The organism is Brevibacterium permense (assembly GCF_025506275.1).
In the GTDB taxonomy this organism is placed as follows: domain Bacteria; phylum Actinomycetota; class Actinomycetes; order Actinomycetales; family Brevibacteriaceae; genus Brevibacterium; species Brevibacterium permense_A.
This window is the reverse complement of record NZ_QYCP01000086.1, coordinates 64986-86196: the sequence shown is the minus strand read 5'-3', so window position 1 is coordinate 86196 and position 21211 is coordinate 64986. Positions and strand designations below refer to the sequence as shown.

At 63.7% G+C, this 21211-nt stretch carries 20 protein-coding genes; 10 read left to right on the top strand and 10 right to left on the bottom strand.

Going from position 1 to position 21211, the window contains the following annotated elements; genetic code table 11:
- Positions 1-4: 4 nt before the first annotated feature.
- A complete protein-coding gene (locus tag D3I60_RS09305; RefSeq protein WP_262775861.1) occupies positions 5-793 on the bottom strand; it encodes an ABC transporter ATP-binding protein in 789 nt (262 codons plus the stop codon).
- A 170-nt stretch (positions 794-963) separates the two neighbouring features.
- On the opposite strand from D3I60_RS09305, the gene D3I60_RS09300 reads away from it, so the two are divergent.
- Entirely contained in the window at positions 964-1302 is a 339-nt protein-coding gene (locus D3I60_RS09300; protein WP_262775859.1) for an ArsR/SmtB family transcription factor, read from the top strand.
- Positions 1299-1700, top strand: coding sequence for a VOC family protein (locus D3I60_RS09295; RefSeq protein ID WP_262775857.1), 402 nt, complete (start codon positions 1299-1301; stop codon positions 1698-1700). Before D3I60_RS09300 ends, D3I60_RS09295 begins: the two co-directional genes overlap by 4 nt.
- 87 nt (positions 1701-1787) lie before the next feature.
- On the opposite strand, the gene D3I60_RS09290 is transcribed toward D3I60_RS09295, so the two are convergent.
- Positions 1788-3104: a DUF445 domain-containing protein gene (locus D3I60_RS09290; RefSeq protein ID WP_262775855.1), complete on the bottom strand. Its 1317-nt coding sequence runs from the start codon at positions 3102-3104 to the stop codon at positions 1788-1790.
- 286 nt (positions 3105-3390) lie between these two features.
- Here D3I60_RS09290 and D3I60_RS09285 point away from each other — a divergent pair, with 286 nt between their 5' ends.
- From D3I60_RS09285 to D3I60_RS09265, 5 genes are all read left to right on the top strand, one after another.
- Entirely contained in the window at positions 3391-3831 is a 441-nt protein-coding gene (locus tag D3I60_RS09285) for a hypothetical protein (RefSeq protein ID WP_262775854.1), read from the top strand.
- A 59-nt stretch (positions 3832-3890) separates the two neighbouring features.
- Positions 3891-4679, top strand: coding sequence for a class I SAM-dependent methyltransferase (locus D3I60_RS09280; protein WP_262775852.1), 789 nt, complete (start codon positions 3891-3893; stop codon positions 4677-4679).
- 446 nt (positions 4680-5125) lie between these two features.
- On the top strand, positions 5126-6301 hold the full coding sequence (gene argE / locus D3I60_RS09275) for an acetylornithine deacetylase (protein ID WP_262775851.1): 1176 nt from the start codon (positions 5126-5128) through the stop codon (positions 6299-6301).
- 62 nt (positions 6302-6363) lie between these two features.
- A complete protein-coding gene (locus tag D3I60_RS09270; protein WP_262775849.1) occupies positions 6364-6582 on the top strand; it encodes a DUF2945 domain-containing protein in 219 nt (72 codons plus the stop codon).
- Positions 6579-7172, top strand: coding sequence for a DUF488 domain-containing protein (locus D3I60_RS09265; protein ID WP_262775848.1), 594 nt, complete (start codon positions 6579-6581; stop codon positions 7170-7172). The genes D3I60_RS09270 and D3I60_RS09265 overlap by 4 nt, the downstream gene beginning before the upstream one ends.
- A gap of 185 nt (positions 7173-7357) precedes the next feature.
- On the opposite strand, the gene rplI is transcribed toward D3I60_RS09265, so the two are convergent.
- The 8 genes from rplI to D3I60_RS09225 all read right to left on the bottom strand — a co-directional run bounded on the left by rplI (position 7358) and on the right by D3I60_RS09225 (position 16650).
- Entirely contained in the window at positions 7358-7816 is a 459-nt protein-coding gene (gene rplI / locus D3I60_RS09260) for a 50S ribosomal protein L9 (RefSeq protein WP_262775847.1), read from the bottom strand.
- 16 nt (positions 7817-7832) lie between these two features.
- The gene (rpsR, locus tag D3I60_RS09255; RefSeq protein ID WP_025779604.1) at positions 7833-8072 is read right to left on the bottom strand and encodes a 30S ribosomal protein S18; all 240 of its coding nucleotides are present in this window, start codon (positions 8070-8072) and stop codon (positions 7833-7835) included.
- Positions 8073-8119: 47 nt separating this feature from the next.
- Positions 8120-8749, bottom strand: coding sequence for a single-stranded DNA-binding protein (locus D3I60_RS09250; protein WP_173157596.1), 630 nt, complete (start codon positions 8747-8749; stop codon positions 8120-8122).
- 34 nt (positions 8750-8783) lie between these two features.
- Positions 8784-9074, bottom strand: a complete 291-nt coding sequence (gene rpsF / locus D3I60_RS09245) for a 30S ribosomal protein S6 (protein ID WP_025779601.1) — start codon at positions 9072-9074, stop codon at positions 8784-8786.
- A 109-nt stretch (positions 9075-9183) separates the two neighbouring features.
- Positions 9184-10557 carry a hypothetical protein gene (locus D3I60_RS09240; RefSeq protein ID WP_262775843.1) on the bottom strand — a complete coding sequence of 458 codons (1374 nt, stop codon included), beginning with the start codon at positions 10555-10557 and terminating at the stop codon, positions 9184-9186.
- Between the two features lie 16 nt (positions 10558-10573).
- Entirely contained in the window at positions 10574-13000 is a 2427-nt protein-coding gene (locus tag D3I60_RS09235; protein ID WP_262775841.1) for a transglycosylase domain-containing protein, read from the bottom strand.
- 359 nt (positions 13001-13359) lie between these two features.
- On the bottom strand, positions 13360-15066 hold the full coding sequence (locus D3I60_RS09230) for an AMP-binding protein (RefSeq protein WP_262775839.1): 1707 nt from the start codon (positions 15064-15066) through the stop codon (positions 13360-13362).
- A gap of 108 nt (positions 15067-15174) precedes the next feature.
- The gene (locus D3I60_RS09225; protein ID WP_262775837.1) at positions 15175-16650 is read right to left on the bottom strand and encodes a CCA tRNA nucleotidyltransferase; all 1476 of its coding nucleotides are present in this window, start codon (positions 16648-16650) and stop codon (positions 15175-15177) included.
- Between the two features lie 140 nt (positions 16651-16790).
- Between D3I60_RS09225 and D3I60_RS09220 the strand changes: the two genes are divergently transcribed.
- Genes D3I60_RS09220 through murJ form a run of 3 tightly spaced genes read left to right on the top strand, consistent with a single transcriptional unit; the run spans position 16791 to position 21211 of the window.
- Positions 16791-17279 (top strand): NUDIX domain-containing protein, encoded by a 489-nt coding sequence (locus tag D3I60_RS09220; RefSeq protein ID WP_062240424.1) that lies wholly within the window; start codon positions 16791-16793, stop codon positions 17277-17279.
- Entirely contained in the window at positions 17276-19588 is a 2313-nt protein-coding gene (locus tag D3I60_RS09215; RefSeq protein WP_262775836.1) for a DUF6049 family protein, read from the top strand. The genes D3I60_RS09220 and D3I60_RS09215 overlap by 4 nt, the downstream gene beginning before the upstream one ends.
- Before the next feature lie 3 nt (positions 19589-19591).
- Entirely contained in the window at positions 19592-21211 is a 1620-nt protein-coding gene (gene murJ, locus D3I60_RS09210; protein WP_262775835.1) for a murein biosynthesis integral membrane protein MurJ, read from the top strand.

The following is a 21211-nucleotide window of genomic DNA, read 5'->3' as shown; positions in this document are numbered from 1 at the left end:
GTGTTCACCCGTGGTTCTGGACGGAGGACGGGTGCTGTGCCGATTGCTGTGTCGCAGAGTGCATGGCCGAATCGGCGACGATGCGACCGTCGGCGAGCCTCACGACACGGGAGCAGCGGGCGGCGACATTCTCATCGTGGGTGACGACAACGAGAGTGGATCCGCGGCCGACGGTGGAACCCAGCAGCTCGGTGAGAACCTCATTCGAGGTGCGCGAGTCGAGGGCGCCGGTCGGTTCGTCGGCGAAGGTGACGACGGGCTGGGTGACCTGGGCGCGGGCGATCGCCACTCTCTGCGCCTGACCGCCGGAGAGCTGTCCGATCCGTTTGTGTCCGTGCTCGCTCAGACCGAGACGGTCGAGCCAGGCCCGGGCGTGCTGGGTGGCGTCCGAGCGGTTCATGCCTGCGAGCATGGCGGCGAGCGCGACGTTGTCGATGGCGGTGAGTTCGGGCAGGAGCAGTCCCTGTTGGAAGACGAAGCCGAAGACCTCGCGGCGCAGAGCGGTGCGGCCGGATTCTTTGAGGGAGGTGATCTCGGCGGCGGCGCTGCGGTCGGTCGGCGAGAGTCGGATGCGGCCGCTGTCGGGACTGATGATGCCGGCGAGGCAGTGCAGAAGAGTCGTCTTGCCGGAACCGGAGGGTCCCATGATCGCCAGGGATTCGCCGAGGCTGATCGTGAGGTCGACTCCGGCGAGAGCATACGTCTGGTTGAAGTGCTTCGTGACGTTGCCGGCGGTGATGATGGCAAGGTGCTGGTTGACGGGCTGCGGTACAGCATTCGGTGAAGAAGTCATGTCTCCATGCTTTCGCCCAACGAGCCGTGGCACTATGCAGTCAGCCCATCAGCCGAGGCAGGATTTCCCAACCTCCATTGACGGAAATCCCCTGCTTGGAGGTCAGTGTCGGCGACTGCACTCCGACGGCCCATTGACAGGCAAGTCAGTACTTGCCTATTGTGATGAAGGTGGTTGACATCTACCGTGCCATCGCCGATTCGACGAGGCGCACGATTCTCGACGAGCTCTGCGAACAAAATGACCAGACACTGTTCGAGATCTGCGCCCGCCTGACGAACAACCACGGCCTCGGACTGTCGCGGCAGGCTGTGTCCCAACATCTCGAGACACTGGAATCCGCCGGACTGGTCAAGTCGAGGAAAGAGGGTCGCTTCAAGTTCCACCAGATCGACTCCACCCCGCTGGACGAGATCACCGCTCGCTGGCCGGCAGACGCGTCTCGATCTTCGCCCGACGCATCGAGGACCACGAAACGAGCATCCACCGAAACAGAGGAGCAGTCATGAAGATCAACTGGACATCCATCTTCGTCACCGACCAGCAGAAGGCCCTGGACTTCTACACAGACAAGCTCGGCTTCGTCCTCAAACACGACATCGACATGGGCGGACCCCGCTGGCTGACCGTGGTCTCATCCGAGGAACCGGACGGGGTCGAGATCGTCCTCGAACCCAATTCGCATCCCGCGGTGGTGCCCTTCACCGAGGCGCTCGTAGCCGACGGGATCCCGATGAATCAGTTCGCCGTCGACGATGTCGAAGCCGAGTACGAACGACTGAGCAGCCTCGGCGTCACCTTCACCCAGGAACCCACGACGATGGGCCCGATCACCACGGCCGTCCTCGATGACACGGTCGGCAACCTCATCCAACTCGTCCACCAGGACGAAGGCGCTCAGGGCTGAGTCTGAACAATCCGAACGGGGCCCTCCCTCGGCTCCTTGATCGTCTTTGTCGCGGTGGGCCTGCCCCTCAATGTGCCGCCGGCGTACTCACCCTGGCAGCAGCACGATGACGGTGTGGATCACGAGGCCGACCAGCGCGCCGATGACGGTGCCGTTGATGCGGATGTACTGGAGGTCGCGGCCGACGTAGAGTTCGATGCGCTCGGCGGCTTCCTTAGCGTCCCAGCGCTCGATGGTATCGGAGATGACGCTGGCGATCTCGGGGCCGAAGCTCTCGGCCAGATCGCCGGCAGTGGTGGCGATCCGGTCATCGATGCGGCGGGAGAATTCCGAGTCCGCCTGCAGCCGTTCGGCGAATTCGCCGATGAGCTGCCAGATGCGGGCGCGGACTTCGCCGCCTTCGTCGATGATGGCCTCGCGCAGCAGCTGTTTGAGCGAACCCCAGATCTCGAGGACCGAGTCGACGACTCCGTCCTGACTGAGCAGATCGTTGATGATCTCCTCGGCCCGCTGGGACAGAGACGAGTCGGATTCGAGGTCGTCGGAGAGGTCGACGAGCCAGGCATCCAACGCCTGACGGGCCTTGTGATATTCGTTGTCGCGGACGTCGGCGATCCAGCCGAGCACCTCGCGCTGCAGCCGATTCGCCAATTGTTCGTTGACGAAGTCGGGCACCCATGAAGGCGCCCTATTGTGGACGATCTCGTCGATGACCTGTGGATTGTCACCTAGCCAGGAGTATGCTTCGGCGACGATGAGGTCGACGAGTCTGTGGTGGGCACCGTCGAGCACGATCTGGCGCAGCAGCTGAGCCAGCACCGGGGTCTTCCGAGTGGCTACGAGCCGCGGAATGATGACGTTCCTGGTCAGCGCTTTGACGGAGTCGTCATCGATGCGCGCGAGCACATATTCGAGCCCTCCTGCGGCACGGTCGACGACGATATCTCGGTTGGCGGGCTTGGCCAGCCATTTCCCGGCTCGATGGGAGATCTCAGCGGATCGGATCTTCGTCGACACCGCCTCGGCGTGGAGGAAGTTCGCGGCGACGAAGGCCGACAGACTCGCACCGAGGGTGTCTTTCTTGCGCGGGATGATCGCGGTGTGCGGGATCGGCAGGCCGAGGGGATGACGGAAGAGCGCGGTGACGGCGAACCAGTCGGCGATCGCGCCGATCATCGCCGCCTCCGAGGCTCGGGAGACGAATCCCCAAACGCCCGTGTTGTCGGTGAAGATATGGGTGGAGAGGAAGATGAGCGTGGCGAGGATGAGCAGCGAGAGCGCGAGCGTGCGCATCTTCTTCAGCCCGCGAGCGCGCGCTTGATCCTCCGGCGTGAGCTCGGCCGGCCCGCCGGTTCCGCTTCCGTCGCCGAAGCGCGGCACGGATGGTGTCTTCTCGATCGACATCGTTACCCCCTGCTCCACGACTTTAGCGAAACCCGGCCCTTCCATACGCATTCGCAGGCGGGTTCACAGCTGAGAATTCGGCGTGCAGTCCGAGCGCGAGATCAGCAGAACCGCGATCAGGCATCCAACAACGTTGGCATCACACCTACCCGCTGCCCACACTATGCACCGTTCGCGACCTAACGCCCCCGTGCATCGGTTGGTTATGCGGCTGCCCGTAGGGGAAGACCTCTATCACTTACGCCGGCAGGGCGGACCCTGAGCCTGTCGAGTTAGAGTGACGACCATGGTTCGTCCATTGAGCGCCCGAGAACACAGCGTCGCACTCTTCATGATCCGCTCCGCCATGACCTTTCCCGACGCGGTCGACTACGCCGGGTTCTCTCCCGAGCAGCGTGAGGCGTGGGACCCACCGGTGCCGATCACCACTGAGCGGAGACGACTCTGGGAGGGCAGCCTCGGCGAGGTCGTGGTGACGAATGAATGTAAATGCGGAACTTGCCCGAGCGTCGGTATGCGTCCCAGGGCTCGCGACGAGGACGAACGACGCGACGACAAGGGCGGTGACGGTGACTGGTCGGATCGCGTCGTCCTCCATGCGGGCGCACCTGGGGCGATGCTCCAGCTCTTCATAGACGACGACTCCCCCAGTTATCTCGAGCTGGCACCCATCGATGATGGCGTGAGCTTCGCGGAGTTCCCCGAGCCCGCGTCAATCATCGTGTGACAGGGGATGGCCGCCTGCGGAAGTGCCGCGAGATCCTTCGTGGGCGATAAGCTCGGTGGATGGAGTATTTCGAAGATCGTGAGCGGGCGGAGTCCTTCGGCGAGGTGGCCGCGGACTACGACGCCTACCGTCCGAAATACCCTGCCGCGCTCATCTCGACCGTGATGCAGGCCGCCGAGGCGGGGGTCGGCTCTGGTTCAGGCGCCCCGCGCATCCTCGACGTCGGTTCTGGCACCGGTCTCCTCGCGTCCCAGCTGAAGGATGCGTGTGCCGAGATTCTCGCGGTCGAACCCGACTTCGAGATGGCCGCCGTCGCGCGAGCCAAGGGCCTCAAAGTGGACGTGTCAGTGTTCGAGGATTGGGATCCGCAGGGCCGCATCTTCGACCTTGTCTGCTTCGGACAGTCCTTCCATTGGGTCGACCCAATTATTGCCCTGCCGAAGATCCGCTCCGTGCTCAAGGACAGTGGCAGCCTGGCCCTTGCCTGGAACGACATCCAACCGAGGGGTGAACTGAAGAGTCGGCTCGATGCGATCGCCGCAAACTTCCACGCCGAGGGATCAGCTCCGAGTCTGGGCACGGCGGTCGCCGAGGGCAACTTCGCACACGTCGAACATCCGGCTCTCACACAGCTCCGCGGTGCCGGATTCACCCCGGACGAGGCCACTTTCACCGAAGACCTCCGCTTTTCGAGGCACGATTGGCTCTCGATGGTCTTCACCTACTCGGCTCAGCTGACAATGGACCCGGTGAAGAGGGCGGTCATGCGCGAAGAGATGTCGAAAGTCATCCCGAACAACGGCCTCGAGGCACGGAATGAGGCTCTTCTCGTGCTCGCGCACGCCTGAAGAGCCTCTGTCTGCAGCTGAGCATCTGTCACCGTTTCTGCCACCTCGCCGATTCAACACGACTTTGCACCGGTGCAACGGGAGGTTATGCGGCCGCCAAGGCGTTGCGCGGCGGGCGAGAGGATGTGGCGCCAAGGGTGCGAGATGCGCCGCGCGCCCTAAGAGCACCGCACCCGCAACCGACGCCGAACCGAAGCTGCGACCACCACACCGCTTCGCACCGCATCTGCGCCCACCGACTGGGCCGGGCCCACGCGCCACCAGCCCGACCCGTAGAGTGAGAAGAGTCTGGTCACCGCTGTCCTGCCCGGGGCCGCGCCCTCGCTGACACCTCCACCACCATGTGGAAACGTGCAGTCGTCCCTTTTGGGACCACCGCGGCCCTCCCGCAGACGCAGCGATCTGACCAAACCGAGACCACCCGCATCCGAGAGTCAGGAGCAGTCGTGCCAGCGACACCCGCCGAGGCCACCATCACCGAGATCACGGATCTCATCACCTTCGACACGACGAGCCGGGACACGAACCTCCCGCTCATCGACCACGTCGAAGCCCGCCTCCAGGCCGCCGGCATCGAATCGCGCCGGATCCCGAACCCGGAGGGCACGAAGGCGAACCTGCTCGCAACCATCCCCGCAGCCGACGGCACGACCAGCGGAGGCATCGTCCTGTCCGGGCACACCGACGTCGTCCCCGTCGACGGCCAGGACTGGTCCTCCGACCCGTTCACCCCCGAGATCCGCGACGGAAAGTACTTTGCCCGCGGCAGCGCCGACATGAAGTCCTTCATCGGCGTCATCCTCTCCCGCCTCGAAGCGCTCAGATCCGCGAAACTCAGCGAACCCATCCACCTCGCCTTCTCCTATGACGAAGAGATCGGCTGCGTGGGCGCCATCTCCCTCGTCGAGGCGATCACCGAGGAGGGCCTGGCTCCCCGCGGCTGCATCGTCGGTGAACCCTCGAGCATGCGGGCCATCCGCGGCCACAAATCGATGAACGTCTTCCGCGTCGACTTCCATGGCGTCGCCGCCCACTCCTCGCTCACCCCCGAAGGCGTCAATGCCATCGCCTATGCCTCCGAATTCGTCGCCTTCGTCCACGCCGTCGCAGCCGAATTCCGCACCGAAGGGCCCTTCGACGAGGCCTATGTCGTGCCCTTCACCTCGGTCACGGCGAACACGTTCAACGGCGGCATCGCCGTGAACACCATCCCCGCCGAGGCGACCGTCCAGTTCGAGTTCCGATCGCTCGGTTCCGTGGACCGCGAGGCCCTCATCGAACGCTTCCGCGCCGAGGCTCAGCGTCTCGGTCGAGCGATGGCCGCCGAGAACGAGGCCGCCGGTGTCGACTTCACGATCGAAGCCGAAGCTCCCGGCTGCGAGACCCCGGCCGATGCGGACATCGTCTCGCTCGCCGCGAACTGGGGCGCAATCGCCACCGATGACAAGGTCACCTACGGCACCGAGGCGGGGCTGTTCTCCGAAGCCGGCATCCCGACCGTCGTCTGCGGTCCCGGAGACATCGCTCAGGCCCACGCTCCCGACGAGTTCATCGAACTCGACCAGATCGCCGCCTGTGAGTCGTTCATCGACGCCCTCATCTCCGACCTCTCCGAGAGCTGAGGACGCGGATTCAGGGGTCGTACACTGCAGAGAGGATCAATCACCGCAGTCGAGGAGGAAGCATGGCAACCGAATTCTCGTTCGGTGACCACGTGGGCTGGAACTCCGAGGCCGGGCAGGTCTCCGGTCGCATCACGAAGGTCCACACTGCCGACTTCGACTACAAGGCACACCGTCGCCGCGCCTCGACAGAGGACCCGCAGTACGAGATCAAGAGCGACAAGACCGATCACATCGCCGCCCACAAAGGCAGCGCTCCGCACCTCATCGACGACGAATGACAGGACGGGGCACCGCGAAACCCCCCGTCGCGTCGGCCGGCCCTGCCGACGCCGCTCTGCCGCGTCTGCTGACAGTCGGGCATTCGAATCGTGAACTGAATGAGTTCATCGAACTGCTCACGGGTACCGGCACCGAGGTGGTCGTCGACGTCCGCAAGCTGCCTGGTTCGACGAAGAACCCCTGGTTCAACGCCGACACCCTTGAGAGCGACCTCGCCGAAGTGGGGTTCGAATTGCGACGCCTCGAGGGGCTGACCGGTCGCCGACCGGTCAGCCGGACGGTGCCCTTCGACGTCAACGCATGGTGGCAGAACCGCAGCTTCCACAACTATGCCGACCACTGTCTCTCATCGGCATTCCGCACCGACCTCGAAACTCTCATCGGCTGGAGTACGGAGGCGCGCTGCGCGATCTTGTGCTCGGAAGCCGTGTGGTGGCGGTGTCACCGGAGGATCCTCGCCGATCAGCTGCTCGCCCGGGATCTCCCCGTCGCGCACGTCCTCGGCCAAGGTCACATCGATGCGGCGAAGCTGAGCGAGGGCGCCCGGATCGAGGCGGACGGCACCCTCACCTATCCCGCTGACAGCTGACCGTGTCCGCGGCCCGAGTCCGCACCTCCTCCTGAACCACCCAACCCCACGAAAAACGCCGAGGCGGCACCTGAACTCAGGTGCCGCCTCGGCGGTGGTGTGGTGGCGTCGATCAGCGATCCGAAGATCGGGGCATAACCCCAGTTCGACTCACCACGTCCGAATCATCCGGACGCAGGCCTTGATCAGGCCTTGCCGATGACCTCGAACTTGATCTTCGCGGTGATCTCGTCGCCGACGCGCACGACAGCGTTGTAGCTGCCGGGGGTCTTGACGTGACCGGTCAGGGCGACCTGACGGCGATCGAAGTCGCGTCCGGTCGCGGTCTGGAGGGCCTCGGCCACGAGGGCAGGGGTGACGGCGCCGAAGAGGCGACCGTTCTTGCCGGCCTTCATGTCGATGCGAGCCGTGGTCGACTCGAGTTCGCCCTTGACCTTGATGGCTTCGTCGTGATCGGCGATCTGCTTGGCCTGGCGGGCCTTGCGCAGAGCCTCGATGTGCTTCTCAGCGCCGGCGGACCAGGCCGAAGCCCAGCCACGAGGCAGAAGCAGGTTGCGTGCGTATCCGGCACGGACCTCGACGACATCGCCGGCGGCACCGAGGCCGTCGACTTCCTGGTTCAGAATCACTTTGCGGTTAGGCATTATTCTTTCCCTCCGATCAGCGAGCTGAGCTCGAGTAGGGCAGAAGTGCCATCTCGCGGGCGTTCTTGACGGCCTTTGCGATGACGCGCTGTTCCTGCACGGTCACACCGGTGACTCGACGTGCACGGATCTTGCCGCGGTCGGAAATGAACTTACGGAGCGTAGCGGTGTCCTTGTAGTGGATGTTCGCCGCTTCGCCCTTCTTGAGCGGATTAGCCTTCTTCTTGATAGGCTTCCGGATCTCTGGCTTTGCCATGAGTATCTCCTGTTAACGAATGTCTCGAAATGTCGTGAAGACGTGGATCAGAACGGGGGCTCATCGGCGCCGGGGTTGCCCCAGCCGCCGTTGCCGCTCTGCGGGTTCGATGATGCCCACGGGTCATTGGCGGGTGCGTTGTTGCCGCCCTGGCTGTAGCCCTGGCGCTGACCACCCTGCTGGCCGCCCTGCTGAGGATTGTTGCCCCAACCGGAGGACTGCTGGTTGCCGAAGCCGCCCTGCTGGCCGCCTCCGCCCTGGTTGCCGCCACCGAAGTTGCCGCCGCCACCGCCGAAGTTTCCTCCGCCGCTGGGATTGTTCTTCGAGACCTGTGCGGTGGCGCGTCGCAGGCTGGGGCCGACTTCGTCGACGTCCAGCTCCATGACCGTGCGCTTCTCGCCTTCCTTGGTCTCGAAGGACCGGGACTTCAGTCGGCCCTGAACGATGACCCGAGTACCGCGCTGCAGAGATTCGGCGACGTTCTCTCCCATTTCACGCCACACCGAGCAGCGGAGGAAGAGAGTCTCTCCGTCCTTGAACTCGTTGGCCTGACGGTCGAAGATACGCGGCGTCGAGGCCACGGTGAAGTTTGCGACTGCCGCACCGTTCGGTGTGAATCGCAGTTCGGGATCGCTGGTGAGGTTCCCGACGACCGTGATGACTGTTTCGCCTGCCATTGAATCTCCTAGAAGCGAGGTAGCTTAAGATGCCTTACTTGGCGTCCGGGCGGAGGATCTTCGTACGCAGAACGGACTCGTTGAGTCCGAGCTGACGATCGAGTTCCTTGGTCGTTGCAGGCTCGGCGTGGAAATCAACCACGACGTAGTAGCCTTCGGACTTCTTCTGGATCTCGTACGCGAAGCGACGACGTCCCCAGATATCCACATTGTCGACGGTGCCGTTCTCAGCCGGGACAACCTTGATCAGGTTGTTCACGGTGTCAGCCAGCGTCCGCTCTTCGAGGTCGTTATCAAGAATGAGCATGAGCTCGTACTTACGCATATGTCACCCACCTCCTCTGGTCTTTGCGGCCATGGTCGGTCCATGGCAGGAGGGTATATGCACGCCCGCTCCCCGTCTCGTGATCGTCACGAAATGGGAACAGACCTCACTAGTCTAATCGACTGGTGCGCCGACTGTCATGTCCGGATTCGTGCTCTTCCTTACGTCCTGTAGCCCGATGTTCCAGAGCGTCGCCAGGACCGTCGATCTCTTCTCGCCGAGTCGGCGCCGACGCAGCCGTGAGACCGCGGATACCGCGCCGGTAGAGGTTCTCACCTGCCATGATCACGACGAGGACGAGGGCCAGCAGTCGCAGCAGGGTGAACAGGGCGACGAAGGTTGAGTCGAGTCCCTCATCGACTTCGAATCCCGACACATCACCGAGTTGGACGGCGACGGCGAAGACCGCCTCGGCGAGGGTCCAGACGATGAGCACCCACCAGCGGCGGACGGACAGGGCGATGAAGGGCAGCAGCCACAGGCTGTCCCAGGGCATGAGTCCCGGCGCAAGCAGCAGGCAGCCGCCGATGAGCAGGCATACGGCTACGGCCGGGTCGAGACCCGTGCGGCGGACCATGTAGAGGGAGACGGCGACGGCGAGGACCACACCAGCGCTGACGATGATCCACAGCGGGGCCCAGACGGAGACGTCGCCGAGTTCGGCCATGAGCAGGATCGAGGCGAAGGATCCGCCGTCGACGGCATCGGAGTACCAGTGGATGATCCGGTCGATCGCGCTGAGATCGACGACAAGCAGCACCGCCGAGGTGACCGTGGCCGCAGCGAGCATCATCCGCGGATTGCGCGGCTTCAGCCCCCGTGCCGGGTTCGGTCCGGCCACGGTCAGAGCGAGTAGGACGAGCAGGGCGAGGGGGTTGATGAACGTCGCGATGCCCAGCAGCACACCGGCCAACCACCCGGGCTGGCGTATCGGTGGGGTTCCGAAGAAGATGACCATCGCCCACACCGCCAGCGCGAGGGCGATGGGGTCTAGGGTCGAGCCGAGGGTGAAGAGGATGAGCGGGGATGCGAAGACCGCGACCAGCCAACCCCGGAAGCGGGCGAGGACGAGAAGTCCGGCACCGAGTGCCGCGATGCCTGCGGTGTTGAGCAGGAGTACGACGACCATGAACAGAGAGACGTCGTTGGTGAACAGCTGGAACAGGTCGACCAGGCGAGCTTCCAGCGGTGCCAGAGCCGCCGCTCCGCCGTGTGCGCGCCCGAGCACGTCGGGGTTGGTGTCACCGAGAAAGGCCGTGGACAGCGGCCCCGCACACATCCTCGCCGAGGCGGACGGCTGCTCGTATCCCGAGCTCAGACACGGGCCTTGGAGGGCCAGGGCGAGGAAAGTGGTGACGCCGAGGACCGCAGCGAGGATATACGCCTGCGAACTGCGGAACCGGCGACCGGCAGCACCGAGGTGAATGCCGACCGGACCGCCGAGCAGAGGCTCGGCGATCCGGGTGCTGGACTTCGAGGGCATGACTCGAGGCTACCGGTCAGCCGCCGACACCAAGAGGACCATCATCACCATCTATGCTGCCGCCTCCATCACCGCCGGTGATTTCGCCGCCACCGTTCTTGCTGTCGCCACCGCCAGGGGAGTCGCCTCCGCCGCCGGAGTCGCTGTCGTTTCCGTTGTCAGAGCCGTTGCCAGGTCCGTCGCCGCCGGTGTCACCACCGCCGCCGTCTTCGGACCCGCCGTCCTTGCCGTCGGAGTCCTTCGAACCCTCGTCGGAGCCGTCCTTCGAGCCTTCCTCCTTGCCCTTCTCGTCCCCGTCCGAGTCCTTGTTCTTGTCCTCGTCGTCCTTCGGAGTCTCGATCGGAGCCTTGGGCTCTTCCTTCTCCTTGTCCCCGTCGCTGCCGTCGTTACTGCCCGACGGTGCTTTCGGCTCGGGCTTCGGAGCCGGGGCCGGGTTCGTGTTCTTCGGTTTCGGCTTGTCGGGCAGCTCGCCGCGGGCCGGGAACTGTTCGACCTTCTCACCCTGGAGGGCCTTCTGCATGTAGTCGGTCCACACCTGAACGGGGAACGAACCACCGGTGATCTCACCGCGACCGCCGAAGGAGCCGATCGACACGGACTTCCCGTCGACCTCGCGGTAGAGCACGACCGAGGTCGCGAGGTTCGGTGTGTAACCGGAGAACCATGCGGCCTTGTTCTCGTTCGTCGTACCGGTCTTGCCGGCGGCAGGACGACCGAGGTTCTGGGCGTAGCTGCCCGAACCACCCTGAACGACCTGGCTCAGGGCGTACGAGGTCTCGGCACCAACTGCCTTGTCGAAGACGCGCTTGCCCTTGGTTTCGGCCTTGTACACTTCCTCGTCCTCGGCACCCTTCGTGACCTTCTTGATCGAGTGGGTCTCGTGGTGCACGCCGTTTGCCGCAAAGGTCGCGTACGCCGAAGCCATATCAATGGGCTTGACACTGGGAGTGCCGAGCACGTTCGAGGGGTTCGGGGTCAGACCGATCGAACAGCCACCGGTATCGCCGGACTTCATCTCCTTCTCGGTGCAGTTCGCGCTCAGGCCCGCCCGTTCGGCGACATCAACGGTCTTGTCCGGCCCGACCTGCACATTCAGCGCAGCATAGGCGGTGTTGATCGAAGACTGCGTCGCCTTGAGCAGGCTGACGGGCCCATAGCTCGAGCCGCCGAAGTTGTTGACCGTCCACGGAGTCCCGTCATTGTTCAGCGTCGTCGGGCTGGCACCCGGGTACGAATCGGTCAGGCGCACACCGTTCTCCAGTCCGGCGACGAGCGCGAAGGGCTTGAACGTCGAACCGGCTTGCACATGGCTCTGCGTCGAGGCGTTGAAAGCCTGATCGAGGTAGTTCTTACCGCCGTAGAAGGCTTCGATTCCGCCGTCGTCCGGATCGATCGAGACGAGTCCGGCCTGCATGCCTTCCGGTTGGTCCTGCGGGAGCGTCTTGATGGCTTGCTCGGCGGCCTTCATCCGATCCTTGTCGAACGTGGTGACGATATTGTAGCCACCGCGATCGAGCTGGGCTTCATCGATGTCGAGCTTCCGCAGTGCCTCGCGGCGGACGAAGTCCCACATGTAGCCCTTCTGCCCGGACAGCGAGGACTCCTTGTTCTGCTTCTTCACCGCGGGCATCTCGACCTTGGCGGCCTGTTCCTCGGTGAGGAAGCCTTCGTCGACCATGTTCTTGACCACGTAGTCGAAGCGGTCCTGATAGGCCTCGGGGTTGTCCGAAGGATCGGCGGCACCCGGGCGCTGGATCATCGCGGCAAGCAGGGCGGACTCGCTGACATTGAGTTCCGAGGCCGGTTTGTCGAAATAGTTCTGAGATGCCACTTCGATGCCGTAGGAACGACGGCCGAGGTAGATGGTGTTGAGGTAGTTCGCGAGGATCTCGTCCTTCGACTGCTGCTGGTCGATCTTGAGCGAGATGAACATCTCCTTGACCTTGCGATCAAGTGAGTGCTCGTTCGTGAGGTAGAAGTTCTTCACGTACTGCTGGGTGATCGTCGAACCGCCACCCGCGTACTTATTGGTGGCCACGCCGACGACAGCGCGGGAGAGGCCTTTGATCGAGATGCCGCGGTTCTCGTAGAACGAGGTGTCCTCGGCGGCGATCGCCGCCTTCTGCATCGGCTCGGAGATTTCATCGATCTCCACGGACTTGCGGTCTTCGACCTTGTACTGACCGATCGGCGTCTTGCCGTCGCTGTAGTAGATCGTCGAGGTCTGACCGGTGGCCTCGAGGTTCGGCTCGGGGATGTCCGTTGCGGCATAGCCGATGGCAAATGCCACGCACAGGGCGATGACGAGGCTGAGCCCGCCGACGACGAGTACGCGAATGCTCGGCAGGAAACGGGTCCATCCACTCACACCCGCTCGCGGGTAGTTGAGCAGGTTCTTCGTATTCCTGCCGATGTTCTTGGCTGTGTGTTGTCCCTTAGCCACCCAAGGTCCTCCAGGTCAGTCAGCCTGCCGCAATGCGTGGCGACGAGGTCCGAAAAAGGTCAAAGACGCCAATCAGTCTCGCACGCATTCATTAGTAGAGGATGAAAAAGCGCTGAGCCTGACGCCCTGCCGACACGCCAGGTTACCGAACCGTTCTCTGAGTAACCACGCATTCGGCGTCTCACCAGGCATTTTAATTCACTGCGGAAGAATCAACCATTACTGGTGCGTGTTTGCTCACATTCAAGCGTGCGCTCACTTTTCGGTCCGTGCCGCACTCGATCAAGTGGGAGCCCGCTTTTCGTCCCGAGTAACAGCCGAAAAGCGAGCTCCTGCTTGAACGAGCCTCTATGGCGCGCTCAGCTCTTGAGGTCGAAGTCCGTATCGGCGTACTCGTTGCCCTCGACGACGGGTTCGCCGCTGAACGGATGCAGCTGGTCTTCGCGGGCGCGCAGCTCGACGCGACGGATCTTTCCGGAGATCGTTTTCGGCAGCTCGGCGAATTCGAGTCGGCGGATGCGCTTGTACGGAGCCAGGTTCTCACGGCAGTAGGCGAGGATCGACCGCGCCGTCTCGGCATCGGCCTCGAACTTGCTCGACACGACGACGTACGCCTTGGGCACAGCCAGTCGCACCGGATCCGGCGAGGGCACGACGGCCGCCTCGGCAACGGCCTCGTGTTCGATGAGCACGCTTTCGAGCTCGAAGGGGGAGAGCCGGTAGTCGCTGGCCTTGAACACATCATCGGCGCGACCGACGTAGGTGATGTAGCCGTCCTCATCCCGGGAGGCCACGTCACCGGTGTGGTAGACGCCGCCTTCGAAGGCCTCTGCGGTCTTCTCCGAGTTGCTCCAGTATCCGGTCGTTAGGCCGATGGGACGAGGATCGAGGCGCAGGCAGATCTCGCCCTCGTCGCCTTCCTCACCGGTCGCCGGGTCGATGAGCACGACATCGAACCCGGGCAGAGCCTTGCCCATGGAACCGTATTTGAGCTCCTGATCGGGCGAGTTGCCGATCTGCAGGGTCGACTCGGTCTGACCGAAGCCGTCGCGGATGAGCACACCCCATTCGCTGTGAACACGGTCGATGATCTCGGGGTTGAGGGGTTCACCGGCGCCCAGAGCCTTCGTCGGAGGATTCTTCAGGTGGCCCAGGTCGGCCTGGATGAGCATGCGCCACACGGTCGGCGGGGCGCAGAAGCTCGTCACTCCCACGCGGTCCATGGTCTCCATGAGGGCGTTGGCGTCGAAGCGCGAGTAGTTGTAGAGGAAGACACAGGCTTCGGCGATCCACGGGGTGAAGATGTTCGACCAGGCGTGCTTGGCCCAACCGGGCGATGCGACATTGAGGTGGACATCGCCGGGTGTCAGTCCCATCCAGTACATCGTCGAGAGATGACCGACCGGGTAGGAGACATGAGTGTGGGCGACCATCTTCGCCTTCGAGGTGGTGCCCGAAGTGAAGTAGAGGAGCATCAGGTCATCGGCGCGCGAGCTGCCCTGCGGGTCGAACTCGGTGCTCTCATCAACGGCGTCGGAATAGCTGTAGTCCTGCTGGCGGGTGGGCTCCCCGCCGACGACGATGCGGACGACTTCGACATCGACGTCATCGAACTTTGCGGCATCCTCGGCGCCGGCGACGACGAACTCGGCCTGACCGCGCTCGGCGCGGTCGGTGAGATCGATGGGGCCCAGCTGCGTGGTGGCCGGCATCAGCACGGCACCGAGCTTGATGCCGGCGAGCATCGTCTCCCACAGCTCGACCTGGTTGTTGAGCATGACCATGACATGGTCGCCGCGCTTGATCCCGGCACGGCGGAAGTGATTCGCCACCTGGTTCGACCGCGCGGAGAGCTCCGCGAAGCTCCACTTGCCCTCAGTTCCGTCCTGTTCGACGATCCACAGAGCCGGCTTGTCGTTGTTCTCGGCGATCTTGTCGAACCAGTCGAGTGCGAAGTTGAAGTGCGTGAGTCGCGGCCATTCGAATTGTTCGCGCGCGGCCTCGTAGTCGCTGCGGAGCTCGATCAGCTTATCTCGGGCAGCGCGGAACTCCTCGGTCACTGTCATTGTGGTCTCCTCACCTTTCGCCACCGTCACATCATGTGACGTCACACACAAATCTAAACGATTACGAAGCTATCAGCACGGAACAGCCGGTGAGCGGGCGGGGGTCGGTCACTGACCGTGTGACTCCCACCAGGAGCGCAGCTCCGCCTCGGCGCGTTCGGGTCCGAGCGGCCCGTGCTCCATCCGCAGCTCGAGCAGATGCTTGTACGCCTTGCCCACCAGCGGTGATGGTTCGATATCGAGGATCGACATGATCTGCTTGCCGTCGAGGTCCGGGCGGATCGAATCGAGCTCCTCCTGTTTCGCCAGGGCCTCGATGCGCGCTTCCAGGTCGTCGTAGGCGAACGCGAGCCGATCGGCCTTCCGCTTGTTCCGGGTGGTCACGTCCGCACGGGTGAGAATGTGCAGCCGCGAGAGCAGCCGTCCCGCGTCGGTGACATAGCGGCGCACCGCCGAATCCGTCCACCCGGCATCGCCGTAGCCGTAGAAGCGCAGATGCAGTTCGACGAGGCGGCCGACCGCCTTCGTCGTGTCCTTGTCGAAGCGCAGCGCCTTCATCCGCTTGGTCGTGAGCTTCGCACCGACCGCATCGTGATGGTAGAACGTCACGGCACCACCGGGTTGGAAGCGCCGAGTGGCGGGTTTGCCGACATCGTGCATGAGCGCGGCGAAACGCACGACGAAGTCCGGCACGCGCAGGCGCTGCGGATCGTCGTCGGCCATTCCGGCCTCCTCTTGAGCCGCGGCATATCGGCTCTCGAGCTCGACTGCCTGACGCAGCACGGTCAGCGAATGCTGGTAGACGTCCTTGTGCCGATGGTGCTCATCGGTCTCGAGCTGCAGTCCGGACACCTCTGGCAGGACATGGTCGGCGATTCCGGTGCGCACGAGCAGGTCGATTCCGGCGACCGGATCGATGCCGGTGATGAGCTTGACGAGTTCGACCTGGACGCGTTCGGCGGAGATGATCTCGATCCGATCGGCCATCGCCGTCATCGCCTCTTCCACTTCAGGCACGGGGTCGAGCCCGAGCTGAGAGGTGAACCTGGCCGCGCGCATCATCCGCAGCGGATCATCGGAGAACGAGTCCGCGGCGGCCCCGGGGGTGCGGATGCGACCGGCGATGAGGTCGTCGAATCCATGATGCGGGTCGACGAACGTCTTCGAGGGCAGCCGGATCGCCATCGCCCCGATCGTGAAGTCGCGGCGGACGAGGTCGGCGTCAAGGTCCGTGCCGAAGGCGACAACAGGTTTGCGCGAGTCCTCTTCATAGGCTTCTGCACGGTAGGTCGTGATCTCGATCTGCACACCGGACTTCACGGCTCCGATGGTGCCGAATTCGCGTCCGATGTCCCAGTGTGTGTCGACCCAATCGGAGATCAGTCCGAGGATGTCGTCGGGGTGGGCATCGGTGGTGAAGTCGAGGTCGGGCATGGGGCGACCGAGCAGCGCGTCACGGACGGAACCGCCGACGAGGGCGAGTTCGAAACCAGCTGAGGAGAACCTCTGACCCAGCGGGCCGAGGATGTGCTCGAGTTCGTCGAGCTTATCGTGCAGTCGGTTGTGCGCGGTCTGCGGATCCACCGAGCTCCTTCAATTCTTAAGATCTCTGCTCTTGCCCATGGGAACTCGTCTCCCGCGTCCAGGCGTGAGTTCCGGTCTCCATAAGCCTACCGGGAGCAGATGACACGAAACTTCCAAGCTTCGCCTACTAAGGTAGGAGAATGACCACACCGATGCCCAAGCCGGGACCCCGCACGTCCCGCCGCACCACAGTGGAGGAGATCTCCGCCGGTGGCATCGTTGTCGACTTCTCTCATCCGAAGCTGACCGTGGCCGTCATCGCGCGCATCAATCGCGCCGGCCGGATCGAATGGTGCCTTCCCAAGGGGCATCTCGAAGGAACGGAGACCCCCGCCGAGGCGGCCCGCCGTGAGGTCGAAGAGGAGACCGGGATCGCGGGGCAGATCATCTGCCCGCTGGGAACCGTCGACTACTGGTTCACCGTGACCGGAATCCGGATCCACAAACTCGTCCACCATTTCCTGTTGCGTGCACAGTCGGGGACTCTGACCGTGGATAATGATCCTGACCAAGAAGCGATCGATGCGGCGTGGGTGCCCTTCAATGACCTTCGTTCGCGACTCTCGTTCGCCAATGAGCGCCGAATCGTCGCCGCCGCCCGACCGATGGTGTCCCGACTGGAGCAGTGAAACCCATTCCCATCCGCCGACTGCGATTCCTCACCGCCCTGCTGAGCACGCTCCTGCTGCTCGCAGGGCCGGTTTTCGCATACCCGCTGATCGATGCCGCCCCGGCCGCTGCCAGCACCGATGCGAATACCGACGCGGACACCGATGCGAAGAAGGGGGAGGTCTCGATCACCCTCGACGAGGTGACTCCGTGGATCGATGACAAGGGCACGCTGACCGTGCGGGGAACGATCTCGAACACGACGAAGAAGGCGGTCGAGAAGCCGAGCCTGAGCCTGCAGATGTCGACTCGCAAGCTCGATTCCGAATCCCGCCTGACCTCCTGGAAGCAGGGACAGGCACAGCACCGCACCGTCGCCGATCTCGAACATGATGGAACCGAAGCGAGGAAGAAGGCGAAGAAGGACAAGGACGCCGCTTCCGATGACAGCTCGGGAATCACCCTCGACACCTCGTTCGACGACACCATCGATCCCGGCACCTCCGCGGAATTCACCTTCCGCGTGCCCGCCGATGACCTCGACCTGAGCAAGTCCTCACCCGTGAGTTCCTGGGGCCCGCGGGGGCTGGCGGTTCAGCTCGGCGACGACACCGGTCTGCGGGCCTCTGCGCTCGGCTTCACCACGTGGTACCCGGATCCGGAGTTCGATCAGACGAAGATCAGCCTGCTCGCTCCCGTCACCCTGCCCGGCCACTCCGAGGGCGGGCTCATCCCTTCCGACCGGCTCGATGCCGCCATCGCCGAAGGCGGTTCGCTCGACACGATCGCGAAGCTGCTGGAACACAAAGAGCTCGCTCTGGCGATCGACCCGCGAATCATCGCTTCCTTCGAAGCCGCGATCGCCGAACCGCCTCCCGCCGACGCACCGGAGGAGACCGAAGAGCCCGACGGGGGAAGCGGTGAGGAGACTCAGTCGCCACCGGTCGGAGCACCGGAGAACGATGACGCCGATTCCAGCGGTGCCGAATTCGAAGCCGCAGAGAAGCAGCGCAAACGCCTCGATTCCTGGTATCAGGACTTCGTGGAGGCGGCGCAGAAGCACACGGTCGTCGCTCTGCCCTACGGCGATCCCGATCTCAGCGCCCTGCGCGGGACGAAGATCGACCGACTGAGCTCCTTCGCTCAGAAGCAGCGCGAGATCGTCAAGGACGTCTTCCCCGATGCCCGCACGGACATCGCTTGGCCGGTTGCCGGAAGTGCGACGAAGAACGGGCTGCGGGCACTGAAGAAGTCGGGCAATTCCACCGCGATCCTCAGCGATGGTCAGCAGCCTTCGATCACCGGCATCCACGATGATGCGCATTCGCAGACGACGATCACCGACGACGGGGAGTCGACGATCGACACTCTCATCTCGGATACGAAGCTCACTGACATGAGCGCCGAGGCGATCGCCGAGGACAACCCGGCCGGGGCACTGTCCGAGCTCGTCGCGGAGTCCGCGGTGATCCAATCCGAGGCGCCCTACCGCACTCGCAGCCTGTTCGTTCCGCTCCCACGCGCGGCCGCCTCGGCGAATTGGGAACAGACCGTCGAGGAACTGAGCTCGGCACCGTGGATCGCTCCCACTGGGGTCGACAAGATCCTCGATTCCAGCTCCGAGGCGCGCGGGCTGCTGCGGACGGATTCCGATGCTCCGCACATCCGGAAGAGGGCCGTGGAGTCGCTGGCCGAGACCCGGGCGAACCAGGAGGACTTCAACAGCGCCTTCAGCGACCGTGCCAGTGCCGATATCCGGCTCGACCGCGAACTCCTCACCTGCACCTCGGCGGCGTGGACCCTGGGCCGGAACGCGAACATCTGCGCCGGTCAGGCCCGCGAGCAGAGCGAGAACCTCATGGACAGTCTGCACCTGCGCAAGGGATCGTCCGTCCTCCTCGTCACCGGCGAGAAGACGACGATTCCGGTCACGATCGTCAATGATTCCCCCGCCGAGGCGACACTGCGGATCCGGATGAAGCCGAACACTCCGCAGCTGCGGGCGCAGGAGACGGAGACCGTGAAGGTGCCGGCCGCGGAGACGATGCGTGTGGACGTGCCCGTCGAGGGCCTCGCCAACTCCGATGTGCCGACGACGATCGAGATGGTCACCGCCGACGAGGTGGTCCTGCCCAAGCAGGAATCACTCATGGTTCGGGTCCGCGCCGATTGGGAGAACATCGGCACCGCTGTGATCGGATTGGCCCTGGCCGTGGTGTTCGTGATCGGCTTGATCAAGACCATTTCTCGGGGGCGACCGAAGATCCCCGAACAGCAGCTGGCCGATGCGATGGCCCGCGCCAAGACCGACGACCCCGAAAAGAGGTAGAGCGTGTCCAGCTTCTCATCCCTGGCCCGGTCCTCGGCGATCATGACCGCCGGCACCATGACCTCGCGTGTGCTCGGTTTCGTCAAAGCCTCGATGCTGGCCATGGCGATCGGAGTCACGGCGGTCCAGGCCGATGCCTTCGATATTGCCAACAAGGTGCCGAACACCCTCTACATGCTGCTGGCCGGCGGCGTGGTCAATGCTGTCCTCGTCCCGCAGATCGTGCGTGCCTCCAAACGGGAAGACGGCGGTGCCGACTTCACGAATCGACTGTTGACGCTGTCGTTCCTGCTCCTTGCCGGTGTGAGCATCATCGCCACCGCCGCTGCCCCGCTGCTCGTCTGGCTCTACTCTTCGGGGTGGAGCGAGGAGCAGATGGCGCTGGCTACGGCTTTCGCATTCTGGTGTCTGCCGCAGCTGTTCTTCTACGGCCTCTACACTCTGCTGGGCCAGGTGCTCAATGCGAAGTCGTCGTTCGGTCCTTATATGTGGGCACCGGTGCTCAACAACGTCGTCGCGATCGCAGGACTTGCCGTCTTCATCCTCATCTTCGGCACGAACAATGCGTCTCCGCACGGGCTCGACACCTGGACCCCGGACAAGATCGCCCTCATCGCCGGAACGGCGACCCTCGGCGTCGCGGCTCAGGCGCTCATCCTCATCTGGCCGCTCAAGCGCATCGGCTTCAAGTACAGGCCGACGTTCGGATTCCGGGGAGTCGGTCTCGGCTCAGCCGGCAAGGTAGCCTTCTGGACGTTCGCAGCCATGCTCATCGGCCAGATCGGCTTCCTCATCATCTCCCGTGTGGCCTCGGGGGCGTCGATCCCCGGTGACGGAAACGCCTCGAACGCCGCTTATACGAACGCCTACCTTGTGTTCATGCTCCCGCATTCGCTCATCGCGGTGTCTCTGGCCACGGCGCTGTTCACCTCTCTGGCGAAGAACGCGGCCGAGGAGGACACCGAGGCTGTCGTCGGCGACTTCTCGATGGGTGTTCGGATGGTCGGGATGGTCAACACCTTCGCCCTTGCCGCCCTCGTCGTCCTCGCCTCACCGGTGGCGATGATCATTGCCGGTCCTGGTCGCGAACAGGCCATGGCCATCGGTCTGGTCATCATCACGATGGTCTTCGGCCTCGTTCCCTTCAGCGCGAACTATCTCGCGCAGCGGGTGTTCTACGCATACGGGGATGCGAAGACCCCGTTCCTCATACAGCTGCCGCAGATCATCTTCCAGTCCCTGGCAGTGCTCTCGGTATCGATCTTCCCGAAGTCGGTGACGGTCGCTATCATCGGTCTCGTCATGAGCCTCGGATATCTGATGGCGATGATCATCTCGTTTGCGGTCCTGAAGAAGCGCCTCGGCGCCATCGACCTGCGCGGAATCCTCACCTCGCACATGAAGTTCCTTCTCGCGGCGATCGTCGCCGCAGGTGCTGGGTTCGGTCTGCTCTACTTCTTCCCGGACTTCGCCTTGGCAGGACGCTGGCAGGCGTTCATCACCACGGCTGCCGTCGGCACCGTGATGCTCCTGTTCTTCATCGGAGCTTGTTATTTGCTCAGAGTCAGAGAGTTGCATTCGATTATTGGCGTGGTAGCTGGAAAACTAAGGAAAACAGCCTGA

Excerpts from the sequence above, each read along its gene's own strand:
- rplI (WP_262775847.1), bottom strand. The coding sequence starts at position 7,816 with ATGCCTAACCGCAAAGTGATTCTGAACCAGGAAGTCGACGGCCTCGGT.
- D3I60_RS09290 (WP_262775855.1), bottom strand. The coding sequence starts at position 3,104 with ATGTCGATCGAGAAGACACCATCCGTGCCGCGCTTCGGCGACGGAAGC.
- rpsF (WP_025779601.1), bottom strand. The coding sequence starts at position 9,074 with ATGCGTAAGTACGAGCTCATGCTCATTCTTGATAACGACCTCGAAGAG.
- D3I60_RS09265 (WP_262775848.1), top strand. The coding sequence starts at position 6,579 with ATGACAGGACGGGGCACCGCGAAACCCCCCGTCGCGTCGGCCGGCCCT.
- D3I60_RS09220 (WP_062240424.1), top strand. The coding sequence starts at position 16,791 with ATGACCACACCGATGCCCAAGCCGGGACCCCGCACGTCCCGCCGCACC.
- D3I60_RS09240 (WP_262775843.1), bottom strand. The coding sequence starts at position 10,557 with ATGCCCTCGAAGTCCAGCACCCGGATCGCCGAGCCTCTGCTCGGCGGT.
- D3I60_RS09295 (WP_262775857.1), top strand. The coding sequence starts at position 1,299 with ATGAAGATCAACTGGACATCCATCTTCGTCACCGACCAGCAGAAGGCC.
- rpsR (WP_025779604.1), bottom strand. The coding sequence starts at position 8,072 with ATGGCAAAGCCAGAGATCCGGAAGCCTATCAAGAAGAAGGCTAATCCG.
- D3I60_RS09270 (WP_262775849.1), top strand. The coding sequence starts at position 6,364 with ATGGCAACCGAATTCTCGTTCGGTGACCACGTGGGCTGGAACTCCGAG.
- D3I60_RS09305 (WP_262775861.1), bottom strand. The coding sequence starts at position 793 with ATGACTTCTTCACCGAATGCTGTACCGCAGCCCGTCAACCAGCACCTT.
- D3I60_RS09250 (WP_173157596.1), bottom strand. The coding sequence starts at position 8,749 with ATGGCAGGCGAAACAGTCATCACGGTCGTCGGGAACCTCACCAGCGAT.
- D3I60_RS09230 (WP_262775839.1), bottom strand. The coding sequence starts at position 15,066 with ATGACAGTGACCGAGGAGTTCCGCGCTGCCCGAGATAAGCTGATCGAG.
- D3I60_RS09285 (WP_262775854.1), top strand. The coding sequence starts at position 3,391 with ATGGTTCGTCCATTGAGCGCCCGAGAACACAGCGTCGCACTCTTCATG.
- D3I60_RS09280 (WP_262775852.1), top strand. The coding sequence starts at position 3,891 with ATGGAGTATTTCGAAGATCGTGAGCGGGCGGAGTCCTTCGGCGAGGTG.